The sequence below is a fragment of the Pantoea sp. Fr+CA_20 genome, assembly GCF_024520835.1.
Lineage (GTDB): Bacteria > Pseudomonadota > Gammaproteobacteria > Enterobacterales > Enterobacteriaceae > Pantoea > Pantoea allii.
Map to the genome: position 1 here is coordinate 453,184 of NZ_JALNPN010000001.1, position 17,118 is coordinate 470,301.

General features: G+C 51.3%; 14 protein-coding genes and 2 pseudogenes. 8 read left to right on the plus strand and 8 right to left on the minus strand.

The genetic code is table 11. The features are described from left to right. Positions 1-5 precede the first annotated feature (5 nt). Positions 6-1,502 carry a class I adenylate-forming enzyme family protein gene (locus tag NR177_RS02070; RefSeq protein ID WP_256852194.1) on the plus strand — a complete coding sequence of 499 codons (1,497 nt, stop codon included), beginning with the start codon at positions 6-8 and terminating at the stop codon, positions 1,500-1,502. Between the two features lie 124 nt (positions 1,503-1,626). After that, complete coding sequence (locus NR177_RS02075; RefSeq protein WP_109716644.1) at positions 1,627-2,592, plus strand: DMT family transporter; 966 nt, start codon at positions 1,627-1,629, stop codon at positions 2,590-2,592. A gap of 44 nt (positions 2,593-2,636) precedes the next feature. On the opposite strand, the gene NR177_RS02080 is transcribed toward NR177_RS02075, so the two are convergent. The 8 genes and pseudogenes from NR177_RS02080 to NR177_RS02115 all read right to left on the minus strand — a co-directional run bounded on the left by NR177_RS02080 (position 2,637) and on the right by NR177_RS02115 (position 11,656). Then, positions 2,637-3,515 carry a LysR family transcriptional regulator gene (locus NR177_RS02080; RefSeq protein ID WP_063878257.1) on the minus strand — a complete coding sequence of 293 codons (879 nt, stop codon included), beginning with the start codon at positions 3,513-3,515 and terminating at the stop codon, positions 2,637-2,639. A 322-nt stretch (positions 3,516-3,837) separates the two neighbouring features. Next, the gene (locus tag NR177_RS02085; RefSeq protein WP_145393509.1) at positions 3,838-4,707 is read right to left on the minus strand and encodes a phosphorothioated DNA-binding restriction endonuclease; all 870 of its coding nucleotides are present in this window, start codon (positions 4,705-4,707) and stop codon (positions 3,838-3,840) included. A 516-nt stretch (positions 4,708-5,223) separates the two neighbouring features. After that, a pseudogene (locus NR177_RS02090) lies at positions 5,224-5,388 on the minus strand (chemotaxis protein); the annotation flags it as partial. A 13-nt stretch (positions 5,389-5,401) separates the two neighbouring features. Then, positions 5,402-5,893: pseudogene (locus tag NR177_RS02095) on the minus strand (Hcp family type VI secretion system effector). A gap of 242 nt (positions 5,894-6,135) precedes the next feature. Then, complete coding sequence (locus NR177_RS02100; protein ID WP_256852195.1) at positions 6,136-6,654, minus strand: DUF2778 domain-containing protein; 519 nt, start codon at positions 6,652-6,654, stop codon at positions 6,136-6,138. Between the two features lie 750 nt (positions 6,655-7,404). Next, positions 7,405-8,949, minus strand: a complete 1,545-nt coding sequence (locus tag NR177_RS02105; RefSeq protein WP_145393515.1) for a methyl-accepting chemotaxis protein — start codon at positions 8,947-8,949, stop codon at positions 7,405-7,407. Between the two features lie 548 nt (positions 8,950-9,497). After that, positions 9,498-10,124, minus strand: a complete 627-nt coding sequence (locus tag NR177_RS02110) for a LysE family translocator (protein ID WP_256852229.1) — start codon at positions 10,122-10,124, stop codon at positions 9,498-9,500. 245 nt (positions 10,125-10,369) lie between these two features. Next, on the minus strand, positions 10,370-11,656 hold the full coding sequence (locus NR177_RS02115; protein ID WP_063878264.1) for an MFS transporter: 1,287 nt from the start codon (positions 11,654-11,656) through the stop codon (positions 10,370-10,372). Between the two features lie 650 nt (positions 11,657-12,306). Between NR177_RS02115 and NR177_RS02120 the strand changes: the two genes are divergently transcribed. The 6 genes from NR177_RS02120 to NR177_RS02145 all read left to right on the plus strand — a co-directional run bounded on the left by NR177_RS02120 (position 12,307) and on the right by NR177_RS02145 (position 16,910). Further along, positions 12,307-12,897 (plus strand): DUF2778 domain-containing protein, encoded by a 591-nt coding sequence (locus tag NR177_RS02120; protein ID WP_306277960.1) that lies wholly within the window; start codon positions 12,307-12,309, stop codon positions 12,895-12,897. Next, complete coding sequence (locus tag NR177_RS02125) at positions 12,894-13,109, plus strand: hypothetical protein (RefSeq protein WP_063878265.1); 216 nt, start codon at positions 12,894-12,896, stop codon at positions 13,107-13,109. The genes NR177_RS02120 and NR177_RS02125 overlap by 4 nt, the downstream gene beginning before the upstream one ends. A 302-nt stretch (positions 13,110-13,411) precedes the next feature. Then, positions 13,412-14,116 carry a PfkB family carbohydrate kinase gene (locus NR177_RS02130; RefSeq protein WP_256852196.1) on the plus strand — a complete coding sequence of 235 codons (705 nt, stop codon included), beginning with the start codon at positions 13,412-13,414 and terminating at the stop codon, positions 14,114-14,116. Between the two features lie 46 nt (positions 14,117-14,162). Then, a complete protein-coding gene (locus tag NR177_RS02135; RefSeq protein WP_256852197.1) occupies positions 14,163-15,083 on the plus strand; it encodes a dihydrodipicolinate synthase family protein in 921 nt (306 codons plus the stop codon). 49 nt (positions 15,084-15,132) lie between these two features. After that, positions 15,133-15,624, plus strand: coding sequence for a YhcH/YjgK/YiaL family protein (locus NR177_RS02140; RefSeq protein ID WP_172897470.1), 492 nt, complete (start codon positions 15,133-15,135; stop codon positions 15,622-15,624). Then, positions 15,621-16,910, plus strand: a complete 1,290-nt coding sequence (locus tag NR177_RS02145) for an MFS transporter (protein WP_096011518.1) — start codon at positions 15,621-15,623, stop codon at positions 16,908-16,910. Before NR177_RS02140 ends, NR177_RS02145 begins: the two co-directional genes overlap by 4 nt. Positions 16,911-17,118 lie beyond the last annotated feature (208 nt).

The following is a 17,118-nucleotide window of genomic DNA, read 5'->3' on the forward strand; positions in this document are numbered from 1 at the left end:
TTATAATGATTACACTTAGCCGAATGAATGAGATTGCTGTCTTACGCGGCAATCAGACTTGTATTTCTGACAATGAAAATAATTATACATGGAATGATATTATACGACAGACTGAATCCCGCGTGATTTTCCTTAGGCGCAGTTTCAGTCAAGAGCAACTCCGTTCGGTTTGCTACTTGTCAAAAAATAATGCGGAACTCATCAGCTGGCTGGCCGCATTTGCCACGCTGGGTATTCCGGCCAACGGACTGGATTATTCGCTGCCGACAGAGACGCTCAGCACATTGATAAAACAAATTAGTCCCGGTTTGTTGCTGGTTTCGTTTAGCCTCTATACGCCCGATGAACTCAGTCATCTAAATATCGCCGGAACGAGCATGCTGGGTGTTAATTCTCCAACTGATCCCGTGATCGAAAGTATTGGAGAACTGCATCATTCTGAACTTAACTGCCTGCTTTCCGCGCCCATCTGGCCTTCGTTCCGCGCGGTTTCACTGACTTCTGGAACGAGCTCTGTCCCTAAGATAGCGCTGCGCTACCGCTCTTTTGACGCACGACGCTTCGCGTGGTTTACCAATCGATTTGGCTTCAGTGATGCTGATGGATTCATGCTTATTCTGCCCCTTTATCACGCGGCTGGTAACGGATGGGCACGGATGTTTATGGGCCTTGGTGCTCCTCTGTACCTGGTCGACCAGGATGATGAACAGGCTCTTATTCAAACACTCTCTGAGGAAGACGTCCGGGCAACAGTCATGACACCGAATCTGGTTAACAGGATAGTCAGTCTCTGTGCTGACACCGCTTTGCAACATTACCTGCGCTGGGTGCTTGTTGGAGGCTGCTATTTTCCAGTGAAAACCAAACGAGCCGCACGGGCTGCCTTGGGCGATATTTTTTGTGAGTATTACGGCTGTACGGAGACGGGAGTGAATGTTCTGTCAGATCCTGCTGACATGCTGGACTGCCCTGCGAGCGTGGGACGTCCTTATGACGGTAACCAGGTAAGGATTCTTGATAGTAACAATAACCCGCTCAATGCAGGAGAAAAAGGCAGAGTGGCTATCTCCAGTTATATGCTCATGGATGAGTACCATGACGGAAGTAAACCGTTCATGGTGCTTGAGGGGGAGCGCTACTTTCTGATGGCTGATTACGGCTATCTGGATGATAGCGGCAGGCTGTTTCTTATGAACCGTAACGGTGAAATCCATAGTCAACATGATGTTTACTGCATTGAGGAAAAAATTCGCGCGCTGTCATGTATTAGAGATGTAGCCCTGATCACGATCCAGCTTGAAGGTGTGAATCACATCAAGTGTATTTTCAGTACTGACCAGAATAATAAAGAGAAATTTATCCGCCTGTTTGAAAAAATCCATGAAGAGGCCGTCAAAACGGGAGTCATTAATTTTTCAGCCCACTGTGTTGACGACATCCCTTACAGCCCCAGCGGAAAAGTTCGGTTCAGTGAAATCATACGTATTCTTGATGCGGCATAAACGACCACTATCAGAATTTCTGATACCAGAATAAAAACTCGCGAATAGTTAATACGTCGCGAATATGGAAATATAAAAACACTTCCTGCCTAACTTATTCTTAATACATGATGAAGGTGAATAAATGAATGTTTATATTAAAGGGCTGCTCTGCTGCTTCTTAGCCACGGTTTCATGGGGCGCGATGTTTCCTGTCATGACACAAGCGCTAACCAGAATCGATCCGTTTAATTTCACCACGCTCCGTTATGGCATCGCAGGTATTGCTTTCGCGCTCATGCTGATTTTCCGGGAAGGGCGTTCTGCTTTCAGGCTGAAGGGCGAAAAATGGGGACTGGCCTGGCTGTTTGGAACGTTGGGATTTGCTGGATTTGGTTTTCTGGTGTTTTTGGGCCAGCATCTTGCAGGGCCAACTGGCGCACTGACCGCATCTATTATGATGGCAACGATGCCAATGTTGGGGCTACTCACTATCTGGGCACTGAAAAAGGTACGTCCACAAGCGAGTACCTTTGGATTTATCCTGCTGTCCTTTAGCGGCGTTGTGCTGGTCATCACCAACGGTAATGTGTCAGCAGTCCTGGACTCCCCAATGAGCGTAACGGCGAATCTGTTACTGATTGGTGGGGCACTCTGCTGGGTTTTATATACCATCGGTGGAAGCTATTTTCCGGGCTGGAGTCCGCTGCGTTATACCACGCTAACGACGCTGCTGGGCATGACAAGCGTCATCAGCATTGATGTGCTGCTAATGGCTACAGGTAAGATTGCTGTGCCAGATACCGCTGCAATCATCTTTGTGATTCCGCACCTGCTTTACATGGCACTCGTCGCAGGTCTGATGGCTGTTTTGTGCTGGAACATCGGTAACCGGATTATCACCCCCACTAACGGCGTACTCTTTATGGATGTTGTTCCCGTCACCGCCTTTCTTGTGTCAGCACTGAACGGCGTGTTGCCAACGAATATGCAGATGATTGGTGCAGCAATCACTGCCACTGCATTGGTGCTCAACAACCTTAACCAGCGTAAAATGGCACGGCAGGCCGTAAACAACACCATCATGAAAACGTCTGTCGCCCGCCGCTGAGGTTCTTTATGCTCCTCTCCCAGCAAGAGGGGAGCTTTAAGGCCTCACGTTGTTACATGCCAAATATCTCTTACCGTCTCGATCAGCGCAGCCACCACGGGGGAGGTTTCTTTTTCACGGTCCCAGACAAAACAAAGCTGACTCACCGTTTTTTCGCCGGGCCAGATATACAACTCACCACTATCCTGAAGCGTAAGCGCAATATCCTCCCGCATAAGGGTGATACCGACTTCCATACCGACCAACTCAGCGAGCGTTTTTTCCTGATCAGCGATAATAGCAGGCCTTATCTCTATGCCGTGCCTTTGGAGAAAATCCCTGGCTATTGAACTAAAAGAACATTTTTCAGGCGTGGCAATCCAGGGCAATTCTCGCAGATCATCCCAGCCAGCCGTCTCAAGTTGTGTTTTCCAGGCGCGGGGGCCAACAATACATAGCGTAATAGGGGAAACCACAATCATGCCTAATCGCTCTTCATGCACGTTGCCAATGATGAAACCCGCGTCCAGTTCACCGGCGAGCAAACTATCAATGATAAGGCCGGAGATATTCTGGCGGATTGTCAGACTGACGTTTTGATGCCGCTGACGCAGTTGGGTCAGAACCTGTGGCAGATTAAGGATCACTGGAACTGAAATCGTTCCGAGCGCACAAGTACCAATCGCATTAAGCGAGCGGGCCTTGTTGACAAATTTACTGGCGGCCTCAAGCGCGAGGCGGGCTTCATCCCGCATGATTAAACCAGGTGCGGTTAGCGCCATACCACGAGGGGTGCGCGTGAACAGTCGAACATTAAATTCTGTTTCGAGTGATTTTATATGGGCGCTTACCGCGGGCTGGCTGAGAAAAAGTAGACTGGCTGCTCTTGTAAGGCTTGCTGTTTCTGCGACGGTCACAAAGGTTCTGAGTTGGTTTAAATCCATTACGCTTCCCGCCTGTTGTCGTTAGATGATGCGTCAGTGTCTGTGACTGACTTAATTTACATTAGAAATTGTTACTTTACGTTAAAATACCAACGACTATGCATCACTTTCCTGATGATGAAGTGATGGTCTGCTACCCTTTTTGTTCGGCAATAAAATGAACAACGCGCCAGGATTGAACCTGGTGGTGAAAAAGACTTTTTTTTGGGATTAGTAAGAAACAGTTGTCTGGTTTTTCTGTGAAAAATAAATGTAATCCATAGCGTAAAATTGCCAGCATAAATCTGGGTATTGAAAATGGCAGGGAAAAATTCTTTATTACTTATCGTCTAAAAACTTCTCGTGAATGCCATTCCACGAATTTATCTGATGGATAATGCTGACTGACCTGCGGCAATTTAATCGGTTTACCTGAAAAGTCCCAGAACAGGCGGTCGACAATGCCACCGCCGTTTACGCCCGCGGAAACTACAACGCGCATATTCTCATCCAGCCCAATCGATCCTTTATCAAAGGCTTTATGATGAATGGCGCAGAGTGCCAGCCCGTTAACGACTTCGCAGGGGCCGCCGTACTGTTTCCATTTAATATGCGCGGCTTCTACCGCCACCAGCGCATTATCGTGGCGCATATTGAAGCCACATACCGCACACTGGTAGTGATAAGCGCGCAGCACCTGCTGCCGGAAGTGAGGATCGCGCTGTTTCCGCATCTCACTGATGCCAAAACCCAGTTCATCCGCCAGCGCTTCCTGAATGCTTTCGGGAAAATGCGCTTCAAGGATTTGCTGTGCCAGGCTATCGATTAGCCTGCTGTCACTTTTAACCCGTTCATAATGCTCAGCATCAAAGCCACCGGCGACCTGATACCGTTTCAGTTCCCCAGCCGGAGGTTGCTTACTTCCTGTCGATGAGCAGTGCTCTGCATTAACCAGCTCCCAAAAACCGTCACCCTGTAAGCGCCAGAAGGGCATATCAGGACGATACTGACGGCGTTGCGGGCCATAACGTTCTAACAGTGCATGAAGCACAGGCTGAACTTCAGATGCGTAGTCAAAAAACCGGCCATGGCCATGGCGATATTGAGACAGCGCATAGAGCACGAGCAGTGGTTTATGGGGCGCGCGTTGTTCGCCTTTACGCCAGACGGTGATTTGAGAAAGTAATTTTTGCAGGTTGTTGGCTGATGTCATGACGCAGTTTGATAAGGAAATAATTGCGATAATGCTCGCAAATTATCGCTTGATCAATCGATTAGCGACGGGGAAATACAGGGAAAGAAGGCGATGCTAAATAGCGAAACGAAAACCGGCTCCCAGAATCCTCTTCCACCCACATCAACAGGTTATGACAGATGAGGCTGTGCGAAGCCGAATAAAAGCCCCTTAACAGGGCTTCGTTTACCCCAGCGAAATCAAATAAAACATCCCCACCAACCCATAAACCCCCGCACAGATCAGATCACAACGCCGTGCCCGATTGAGGTCTTTCTCTGCGGTTTGCGAGGCCAAAATCAGCGCGTACAGGCTACATATCATCACGCCGGTCAGTGCGCAGGTTGCCACCACAATATCGCACTGCCACTGCGCTGCGGGTCAGTCCATTCAGGGGAGGGAGCCGTTACCGCTGACCATGCCGTCAGCGGGTTGCAGAATAACGGTGATCACTGCCGAGCGTGAATACGTCTGTAATCGGCAGTGTTTTTACATTCAGACTTTGAATGTCTCTACGGCGAGACGCAGCGTCTGAGCCTGTTCAGAAAGCGACTGTGAGGCGGCTGAAGACTCTTCAACCAACGCAGAGTTGTTCTGCGTTACACCATCCATCTGGCTTACCGCCAGGCTCACCTGAGAGATCCCCTGCATCTGCTGATTAAGGTGTGCTATTTTATGCCGTAAGTCTCTCATTCCATGCATCAGTAAACTGAATATTGCCATCAACAATCCGCCAGGTAATTTTTTCATACTGCAAACTGATACTTTAAACGTGGTTCATTTTATCATTACCCGCTAAGCGGACATTAGGTACGCCGCAGTTGACGCCTGTCACTTTTACATTTTCCATAAGGACTGTGTAATAACAAACTTCTTGTCCTGCATCGTTTATGTGATAGAACTTAATTTCTGCACTTTTTAACGTTTGACCAGTAGCCGCAGCCTTATAAAAGTAAGGTGTAGAACTATCAACATCTTTTTCAATCATCATGGATGAATGCTGACGCGTACCAGTAATTTTCCCGTTAGTGCTATCGACAGGGAGGTTAACGCCATGACCCAGTCCGATGATCTCTATGCTCCCTTCCCGATCCTGAACGTCAACCGATCCTTTAATATCTGCGCCGCCGTCGTCTTTAAGCCACATATAGGGAGGAATTGGCATACTATTTTCTCCTTGTTTTTCTGATTAACATCATTGTTATTAAATAAAAAGCAATACTGATCGTTACGACAGTGAAAAAGTCTATGTAGAAATATGTATCGTAGATTGATTCTGCATTAACATCACCCGTTAAAAATAGGGCTAACTGACTGACAAATTCATGGTCTGCATAGTTCTCGGGATGACCGAGTGAGCGAGCAACAGCGAACGTTATAATCAAAAAAAAGAGGATTTTAACCGCGTTACGGGCAAGCGCTGTAACCATTCGTTACCACCTCAATCCAGCCACGAGCCATGAGATCACGCATGCAAGGCACCTGAACAGGATCTGTTTTGAGGAGTGCATCTCTTATGCGCGAGTAGTCTGAATTATGTGGAATGGTTAAACATCCCTCTGAGACTTGCCCGGGATGGAGTCTGAATAATCCGCGGTAAACGCCTTCTGTCCATGTTCCGTCATCAATACTCAGGTCATCTTTGTACAAAGCAAACCACTCGTCGCGTCCAAAGGCCGTCCCATGGTAAAATTTATTCCATGCATCCTGAATTTGCGTCTTTGTTTTAGAAAATACGCCACCAGAGCCACGTTCTACAATCCAGTATTTACCCAGTGGTAACGGACCATTACTTTTAATGGCTCCACATGCACCGTGATTACGGTAGATACCATTGCCTGAAAAGGCCATGAAAACACCCACCCCATATAAATTAAAAGGCGCATAATCTGCACCATCAAGCGTCAACTTTCCGTGTAATGCCATGATATACCATTCCCTGATGAGGTTTATGGCTTATCATATAAATGAAAAAATAAGTCATCAACTTTAGCCTTACGATTTTGGATTTATATTCAATTAATGTGGTGTGCATTTGATTTTTCGATTTGCTTTGTTAAGGACTGTCTTTACTGATGAGTTTTATGTGATTTTTATTTTAAATGGATTGGTTTTGTGTTTCTTGGTTTTCATTAATGAATAGTGTGAGTTGTATATCAGGTCAGTGGTTTAGAAAAATTGTTTCAGTAAATCATATAATGAGAAGTAAAAACTATTTTTTCAGTAACAAGAGTGGAAATTGAAATTCACTGGCATTCTGTAAAGGGCGGGTTAATAAGCCAACGGCGATCTTCTTATACAATAAACCGGTGATGGATGAAGGATAGCGCGGATTACGTTTCCGCGAATATAACGAAGGCCTCTGAATGACGTTACCCCAGCGAAACCTAAAACCCCACCGCTACCAACCCATAACCCCCCGCACAGATCAGATCACTACGCCGTGCCCGATTGAGGTCTTTCTCTGCGGTTTACGAAGCCAAAATCAGCGCATGCAGGCTACATATCATCACGCCGGTCAGTGCACAGGTTGCCACCGGAACATCGCACTGCCACTGCGCTGCGGGTCAGTTCATTCAGGGAGCCGTTACCGCTGACCATGCCGTCAGCGGGTTGCAGAATAACGGTGATCACTGCCGAGCGCGAATACGTCTGTAATCGGCAGTGTTTTTACATTCAGACTTTGAATGTCTCTACGGCGAGACGCAGCGTCTGAGCCTGTTCAGAAAGCGACTGTGAGGCGGCGGAAGACTCTTCAACCAACGCAGAGTTGTTCTGCGTTACACCATCCATCTGGCTGACCGCCACGCTCACCTGAGAGATCCCCTGCATCTGCTCAGCGGACGACAGGGCGATGCTATCCATTGATGTGGCCAGTTCGTCAACCAAATCGATCACTTTAAGAATATTTTGGCCTGTTTCATTCGCCACCGTAACGCCAGATTCCACCTGACCCACCGCCTGCTCAATGAGTGATTTAATGTCTTTTGCCGCCGTGGCACTTCGCTGTGCCAACGTCCTGACTTCCGCTGCCACCACGGCAAATCCACGTCCGCTTTCACCCGCGCGTGCCGCTTCTACTGCCGCGTTAAGCGCCAGAATATTCGTCTGAAATGCAATACTTTCGATGACAGAGGTAATGTCTCTGACCTTAGACGCGCTTTGTGAAATTTCGCCCATGGTGCCTGACATACGGCGGACATCGTTTTCACCATTTTTTACGTGTAAAGCCGTATCCCTCGCGGCGTTGGCCGTCTGTCTGGCCATGGCGCTGTTACTCTGCACGGTGGCTGTCAGCTGTTCCATACTTGCCGCTGTCTGCTGGAGTGCAGCGGCCTGCTCTTCAGTGCGGGAAGCCAGTTCGTTGTTACCCTGTGAGATTTCGTTTGCTGAAAGCGCAACGGAAGCAGAGCCAGACTTAATGTCGGATACGACCCCGCGGAGCCGCGACTGCATACTGGACAAAGAGGCCATCAGGCTCCGGGTGTCATTTTTGCGTAGCTGAACGGCTGAGGTCAAATCCCCCTGAGAAATCGCATAGGCAAGGCGCTGTGCGGTCACAGGCTCACCACCCAGTTCACTCATCAGCTTACGAATCAAATAGATGCCCGTGGACAGGCCAAAAATGACCGCGACAGCTAACAGTACCAGTAAGATGACGTAAGCCTGTTCCGTCGTTTTACGGTTGGCACTGACGGCGTCATCAGATCGCTGCGTGAGCACCTGCCCCATGGCCGTCAGTCCGTCAATCAGGGGATTCTGCGCGGGTCTGACGGTATCCAGAAGAAACTTCACTGTCGCGGCGTTATTTTTCCCCAGCGCCAGTGGAACCGTATTACTGAATGATTCCAGGGCATCTTTTTCACTGCTTTTTATCGCTTCAAACGCTTTTATTTCTTCATTGTTGCCCGACTGGTCAATCATCTGCCCCAGTTGAGTGCTGCTGTCGACAAAGCGGGTCTTTAATTTTCCGAGCCGCGCAGATTGCTCCGCGATGCCTTTTTCATCGGTAAATAACGACAGATTCCTTACTGTAATGGCCATGTCGCGCTGGATAAGCGTCAGGTCTGTGATCAGTTTTGTTTTTTTCATATCTCCCTGAACGATGGATTCAAGGGCATTTTTGGACTGATACAAAGAATGAATAGCAACGACTATGCACAGGGAAAAGAAGACGATTAACGTACCAAAACCCGAGCCGAGCCGTGTTGAGATTTTCATAAATCTTTCCTGAAGAAGGGTGGGGAGACGACGATCTTTCGGCGCAGACTCGGCAATCTTTATCCCGGCCGTGATAATTAAAATGTAAGCAATCACGACATAAACTTTTACAGGAAAAACCCCTCTCGCGGGTCTGTTAATATTTCTTATTTATAGGTTTATTTATGGCTCGGCCCGCGGCAGAAAACGGCAGATTGCGAGTGGAAACCGCGTCGCGCCAGCATCTTGCTGAGCATCCGGTGGGGACAGGCTCAGTGCCGATCATGAGGTGAGCCAGTTGCGGTAAGGGCTGTCAGGACATAAGCCATGGGTGGCAATAAACTATAAAGTCAGCAGGCATCGCGTTAATGGTTGCGATAACCTGCTGGCAGAACGCGTTTTCCAACGGCTGAACCGCGAGCGGTGCTAAATCAGAGATCGTCATCTTTTCTGAGGTTTAGGATGAGTGCAGCCTGCGTCATGTCAGTTTCAAGTCGTATCATCAGGTTGTTATCTGCGAAGCTGACGCGCCAGGCAGATCGAATAACCGCCTGTGACAGGGGCTTTTTTTAACCCAGTGACACCAAAAACCCCACCGCCACCAATGCATAAAACCCCGCACAGACCAGATCAAAACTGCGCCGTGCGCGGTTGAGGTACTTCTCTGCCGTACGTGAGGCGAAAATCAGCGCATACAGGCTAAATATCATCACCCCGGTCAGTGCGCAGGTGGCGACCAGAACATAGCTCTGCCACTGTGGCGCGTTGCGCGTCAGCCCTACACTGGTCACGGTGAACCAGGTTAACGCGGCTTTGGGATTGGTCAGGTGCAATCCCAGCCCTTGCAGGTAATAGCCGCGTAAACGCGCGTGGGCCTGGGCAGGACGTGCCGAAAGTTCACCGGGTCGTAAGGCACTGCGCAGCGCTTTTGAGGCCAGCCAGAGCAGATAAGCCGCGCCGAGCAGTTTTAACCAGATGATAAAACCGTGGGAAGAAACCAAAATCGCGGACACGCCAAAGGCGGTTAACAAGCCCCAGCACAGGGAGCCGGATATGACGCCGGTGGCCAGCACCAGACCGGCTGTACGGCCATAGTTCATCGCCGCATTCGCAATGGACAGGTTTCCCGGTCCGGGCGAGGCGGTGCCAATGGTGTAAATCAGTAACGCCGCAAAAAATGAAGACATGTCCCACATCCATTCGTCCGACCCGTAACCGTAAGAATGTATTAACATAATTCTGTGAAAAAACACATTACAGCCTGTCTGAGATGGGCTTTTGACGCCAGGCTCAAGCATTAGGTTAATGCATCAGCGTCAGACGCCGGCGGATATCATCCCACGCTTCCTTATCGGACTCTCACGCCGCCAGCGCTTCTCTTTAGATGAGAAAAAAGAGGCACGCCCCGCAGCGCACCTCCACGTCATATCACGCCACAACACTACGGCGATACGGCTAATCCTGCATCCGACGTTCCGGCATCCTTTGGCGCTTTGATCAATATCCACAGCGCCGCCGCCCCAATCAAATCAAACACCGCCAGCGCAATGAAGAACGGGCCAAAGCCAATTATGCTGACGAACGCGCCGATAAACAGGTTAAAGATCAACTGACCCGACCAGGCACAGGCACCTGCCATCCCCACGGCGGTCGCCACCTCATCCTTTCTGAACAGATCCGCACCCAGCGTCGCGGCCACGGTAGAGAGCAACTGATGCGAGAACCCCCCAATGCTGATCAGCAACACGGCGATATAGGGGTTGTCAACAATGCTGACCAGGCCGATGGTGGTCATCAGCACCGCCCCGAGAGTAAAGGTAATGCGGCGAGAATTAATCAGGCCAATGCCACGGTCGTTCAGAAACTTCGCCACGAACCCGCTGGCAAGGCAACCCAGATCGGCCATCAGGAAGGGCAGCCAGACGAACATAGCAATCTCCTTCAGGCTGAAGTGCAGGGTTTCCACAAAGAAAATCGGTACCCAGAAGTTAATGGTTCCCCATGCCGGATCGGCCAGAAACCGCGAGATGCCAATGCCCCAGAAATTACGCTGTTTCAGTATGCGTAATGCAGAGGTCTTTTCTTTCTTCCCGGTGTGAAGGTGTTTTTCCTGACCGCTTTCAATGTAGGCGCGCTCTTCCGCCGACAGCCGTTTGGCCTCTTTAGGATCGTGATAAAAGATAAACCAGACAAAGGCCGCTACGATAGCCAGGCCGCCGGCAACGACAAATGCAAACTGCCAGCTGTGGAACATAATGCACCAGGCAATCAGCGGCGGGGCCAGCATCGCCCCAAAGGAGGTGCCCATGTTAAATACCCCGGTGGCAATGCCTCGCTCCCTGGCGGGAAACCAGGTGGCCGCGGTTTTCACCCCGGCCGGAATCGCCGAGGCTTCACTAAAGCCCATAATGGCGCGCATACACGCCAGCCCCTGCCAGGAACCGATCAGAGAGTGAGCTAAGGTGGCCAGCCCCCAGACGATGGCGCAGAGAAAGAAGCCCAGCTTCAGGCCGATAGTATCAATTAACCATCCCATCACCGGCTGGCCGATGGTATAAGCCAGCTGAAAGGCGCTCACCACCCAGGAATACTGCTCCTTGGTCATGTCCAGTTCTTTCATCATCGTCGGCGCGGCCACGCCCAACGCCGTGCGGTCGAGGTAATTAATGATCGTAATGAAGCACACCAGTAATATCATATGCCATCTGTAATAGCGGATTGTTTTCATGATTGTTCCCTTATTGTTACCTTTTCCTCATGCTTTCGCTAAACAGGTAACATGATTGCTTAAATTAGATGTAGGTTAATTAATAGAGTGTTAGTTAATCTCATGATTGCATCTTGTTATTATTGGGTAAGCGATTTTGCAATAAACGCATAATCGAGTGGTGTGATTACGCGCATTGTTTAATATCGTGAAAATAACTTTCGGTAAATAATGTGATCGGCGTAACCGACATGGCTACAGCGACTAAATAGCGAGATGCGGGTTTGGCATCATGTTAACGCTAAGCTGTTCCAGCCATAACGTCCTGACGAAAGCCTTTTACTGGCGGGCAGAAGGGAAGGTTCCTTACAGGTTGATGGGCTGTTTACATTTTTTTATTTCGCCGGGGTTTAGGCGTTACGTTAATTATCACGATGGGTTTTAAGTCTGATGGTTAATAAAGCCGTCTGTAGTTGTTAACGCGAATAAGGCCGGGGCGTTATATACACATTCAAATGTTATTCTCTTTTGGTAACTTAACCTGCCAGCGCAGGTGTTTTTATGCTTTGCAGAAAATAAAAATAGAGGGCAACGTTCAGCGTTGGTGAACATAATAACCTGCAGGAAGGCGCTTCAACGTTATAAGAGGAATCTTAAAAGGTAGTCGTTTGATGTTGAACAGGGTTTCAGTATTATTTTCAGCTTGTGCCACCTCTAAAGGAAGTGAGATGCAAATCTGTACGATGGACTACGATCGTCTCTCGCCAGACGGAAAAAGGGTTAAGCTTGACTGCTATGGCATCGGTTCATTTGATGTTTTGTCAGGCATCGATCGCTATATCAATAACCCTGACTGTTCAGATATCGAAAAGGCCGCGATCCCGCCGGGCACATACTGGATAGTCGATCGTCCGAAAGGGAGCGTGCTAAACCAACTGCGTGCAGAAGTGATTGATGCTTATCATTTGTACAAAAATCATCATTCCGAATGGTTTGGTTTATACAACGCAGAAACCATGAGTGATCATGTTTACGTCAATGGCACACGGCGGGGCAGCTTTCGTCTCCATCCTTTGAACAGCGACGGCACCGGTGTGTCATGGGGCTGCGTAACGCTGTACAGCTCATCGGAGTTTCAAACCCTCAGAAATGCGTTGCTGCGGATACCCAAGATAAAAGTGCCGGGCGGGAAAGACCTGATGGCTTATGGCCGCCTTGATGTGCGCGGCATTCCAGATTTTAGTCAGTGTGGTGTGAGATGAAAATTGCGGTATTCATTATTGTGTTGCTGGCGGCTTTTGTGCTGATCCCGGATAGCTGGATCAACACGTTATTTATGAGCCATATCACTATCGAAGGCGATGGCGAAGAGGCGATGAACAGTTATTCGTTTACGTTCATCGTGGTTAAGTTCGTACTGTCGCTCGTGCTGGCTGTTCTGGCCTCGTGGGGATACCGAAAGCTAAAACGTTAGCCCGCCGCACATGCCTGGCGGGACGCACTTACAGAGGCTTACCGCGGCCAGGCGTTTCCTGAACAGGATGATCTCCATTCAACGCGCGTTTGCGGGTATTTCCCGCCGTTACCGCCCGAAGACAGTTTGTCGCGAATCACACCTGCCGTTTTTCAGCCCTCACACTGCCCGTCTTGATAATGTCGTAGCGGCTGACTCGTTGACTTCCGTTTGCTTCCGTTTTTCCCCGGGTGCTGAGATCTGCATCACTTTCATGCCGCGTGCGCTCCCTTACGCTTAACGGCCAGGCTGGAGGGGCGGAAATGTTTCTGGAAGAACGACGCAATCAGATTTTGCAATGGCTGGACGAACATGAACGCGTCACCGTTAACGGGCTGGCGAGTCAGTGGCGTGTCACGCGGAAAACCAGGCGCAGACAGGGCAAGGTCTGCATTCCTGGCGAATGCCATGTGGACAGCGTCGCCAGGATGGCGCGATTTCCTAAAAGTGGTGAATCGCCGATGGCGCACAGCAGCACCTCTGGGCCAGGCGGCAAGGGGGCCAGGCAGGCGATGGCCGCCAGCCGCGCCGGATCGCGCGTTCATTTGGTTGCCAAAGTCGGCACCGAAGGGTTCAGCCAGTTCGCGTTTGATCATCTTTCGTCATCAGACATTCACTCTTTCCGTTTATACCAGACCGATACCGAACCCACGGGCAGCGCCATCCTCGATGTCTCGCAGGAAAACGGTGAGAGCATGATTGCTGCCTGTTCCGGGGCCAGTAAAACCCTGACGGATGCCGGGATTGCCGGGCTAACCCACGCATTCACCGAGGCGGATGTTCTGCTGCTGGATGATCCGCATTTTTACGCTATTCCCGCCTTTCCGGCGCTCAGTGTGAACACCACCGGCGCGGGCGATGCCTTTACGGCGCGCTGGCCGCCATCTGGGCCTCGGGCCGTCGCGCGGGAAGGCGCAAGCACTATGCCCAAACGGCATCAGGCTGTCACCCGACTTAATCAACGATAACCCGACGTAACGCAACCGCCGCGCGCTGGCGCTGGCAGGAGAAACCATGAAAAAGATGGAAGGTATTGTCCCGGTCATGCTGACCCCGTTCACCCCGGATGATCAGATCGATTATCCCGGCCTGTCACGCCTGATCGACTGGTATCTGGCGCAGGGCGTGGACGCGCTGTTTGCGGTGTGCCAGTCGAGTGAAATGCAGTTTCTCAGCCTGGAGGAGCGCGTGGCGCTGGCGCGTTTTGTGGTGGAGAACGTGCAGGGCCGCGTGCCGGTGATTGCCTCCGGCCACATCAGCGATGGGTTAACCGAGCAAACTCAGGAGCTGCAGGCGATGGCCGGAACGGGCATTGATGCTCTGGTGCTGGTCACCAATCATCTTGATCCGCAGAATCAGGGAAGTGAGACGTTTTATGCTCACCTCAATCATCTCCTCGCGGCGCTACCGACCGATCTTCCGTTAGGGCTCTACGAGTGCCCGGCACCGTATCGTCGCCTGCTCAGCGATGAAGAGTTCAGCTTCTGCGCCAACAGCGGTCGCTTTGTGGTGCTGAAAGACGTGAGCTGCGATCTGCCCACGGTACAGCGTCGCGTCAGGCTGGCCGAAGGCACGCCATTGGCGGTAATCAACGCCAACGCAGCCATTGCGTGGCCCGCTATCCAGGCCGGTTCGCGCGGTTTCAGCGGCGTGTTCACTAACTTTCATCCAAACCTGTATGTCTGGCTTTATCACCAGGGCGCACAACAGCCTGAAAAAGCCCATGAGCTGTCGCTGTTCCTGTCGCTGAGCGCCGTCACCGAAACCCTGGGCTATCCCAAAAACGCCAAAATTTATCACCAGCGCCTGGGTACCTTTACCAGCGAGCACTGCCGCGTCAACCGGGACAACGTGCTGGAGAAATGCTGGGGACTGAGCGTATTGCTTGACCAGATTCGCGAGGGCAGTGCGCTGTGGCAGTCACGCCTTTTATAACAATCGCTTTACGCTGCTTATGCATCGGTTTACTACAGGGGAAAACACCATGATTGTATGCGATCAACTTGACTGGGCGCGCGAGCGCCATGCGTTTCATCCCATCGTTGACCAGGCGATTCGCTGGATTGCAGCCAGCGATTTCAGCCAGATGGAAACGGGAAAATACGATTTGCTGCCTGACAACCAAATGTTCTGCCTGCTGCAGGAAATGGAGACCGAGCCTGCCAGCGCCCGCCGGGCCGAATCCCATTTTCGCTATGTCGATATCCAGTACCTGCTGGCCGGACGTGAAACGATCGGCGTGACGCGTGCCCAGCCGCAGCATGTGATAGCGGAAGACCGTCGGATTGAAAACGATGTCGTGTTTTATCAGGACATCACGGATGAATACAGCATCGCGCTGACGCCAGGGCAGTTTGCACTGTTCTTTCCCCACGATATTCATCGCCCTGGCTGCGCGTCTCCGCTGGCCCAGCCTGTCCGCAAGGCGGTGATTAAAATTCATCTCGATCTGTTTGCCGTGCAGGCGTTGCCATGAAGCCTTCTGCAACGATGTCAGAGACGACGGTAAGCGAGCAGGGCACGCTGAAAGGGCGACTGCGCTGGGGCATCGTTACGCTGTTACTGCTGGCGGCGATAGTGAATTACCTGGACCGCGCCAACCTCAGCATTGCCAACACCACCATTGCGGCGGAATTTGGCTTTTCCCAGACCGAAATGGGCTTACTGTTGTCGGCGTTTCTCTGGCCCTATGCACTGGCGAACCTGCCTGCGGGCTGGCTGGTGGACAAACTCGGCCCCAAAAAGATGTTCTCCTGGGCGCTGGGACTGTGGTCGGGTTTTACCGTGCTGACGGCGTTTGCCAACAGCTACAGCTATTTCTATGGCCTGCGTATGCTGCTGGGCGTGTCTGAATCCCCGTTCTTTACCTCGGGGATTAAAATCACCCACCGCTGGTTTGGTGACAGTGAACGCGGGTTGCCCACCGCGATTATCAATACCGGTTCGCAAATTGCCAATGCCATTGCGCCGCCCATCCTCACCGTGCTGTTACTGACGTTGGGCTGGCGCGGCATGTTCGTTGCGATCGGTGTGATGGGGCTTCCCCTGCTGCTGGCGTGGTGGAAATTCTATCGCGATCCCAATGCCCGTGAGGATGCGCTGCTGCATGCCGGACAATACAGCGCGGCCACACCGCAAGAGAAAACCGCGGTTCGCTGGCGGTCGCTGTTCCGACACCGCACCACCTGGTTTATGGTGATCGGCAATTTCTCAATTATGTTCACGATTTGGGTCTATCTGACCTGGCTGCCGGGCTATCTGGAAAAATCGCTGGGCTTCAGCCTGAAAGCCACGGGCTGGATTGCCTCTATTCCGTTTCTGGCCGGTATTCTGGGCGTGCTGGTTGGCGGCATGCTCTCGGACAATCTGGTGCGTCGGGGCGTCAAAGCCATCACCGCGCGCAAAGTCCCTGTCGTCTCAGGGGCTGCTCTGGCCGCCTGCTTCGTGGCACCGATTCCGTTCGTCGACAGCACGCCGCTGGCAATTAGCTTGCTGTCCCTGGGCTATTTTTTCTCGCAAATGCCGCAGGGCGCGCTCTGGACGCTGGCCAGCGATATTGCACCGAAGTCTCAGGTTGCCTCGCTGGGGGCGATTCAGAACTTTGGCGGCTTCCTGGGGGCGGCGATGGCGCCCATCGTGACCGGCATTATTCTGGATACCACGGGGAAATTCACCAATGTGTTTCTGCTCGGTGCCGCGCTGCTGATGCTGGGCGCGCTGAGCTATGGCCTGTTTGTGCGTAAGCCACTGCAGGCAAGCTAACAAGCCCAACCCTGGCGGCCAGCCAGGGTTGCACCAGGTGGCAGCCCACGCTGACGGTTATCGCTGACAGGGTTTACCTTCTGTTAACGAGGGCTGACGTGAGATGTACCAGTACGAAACCGTTTAACGCGGCAATCGGCAGAGCAGGGTGCAGATAACGCCGGTTCAGGATGATCGGCGCATCGATTGCCCTTAAAGAAAATGATTC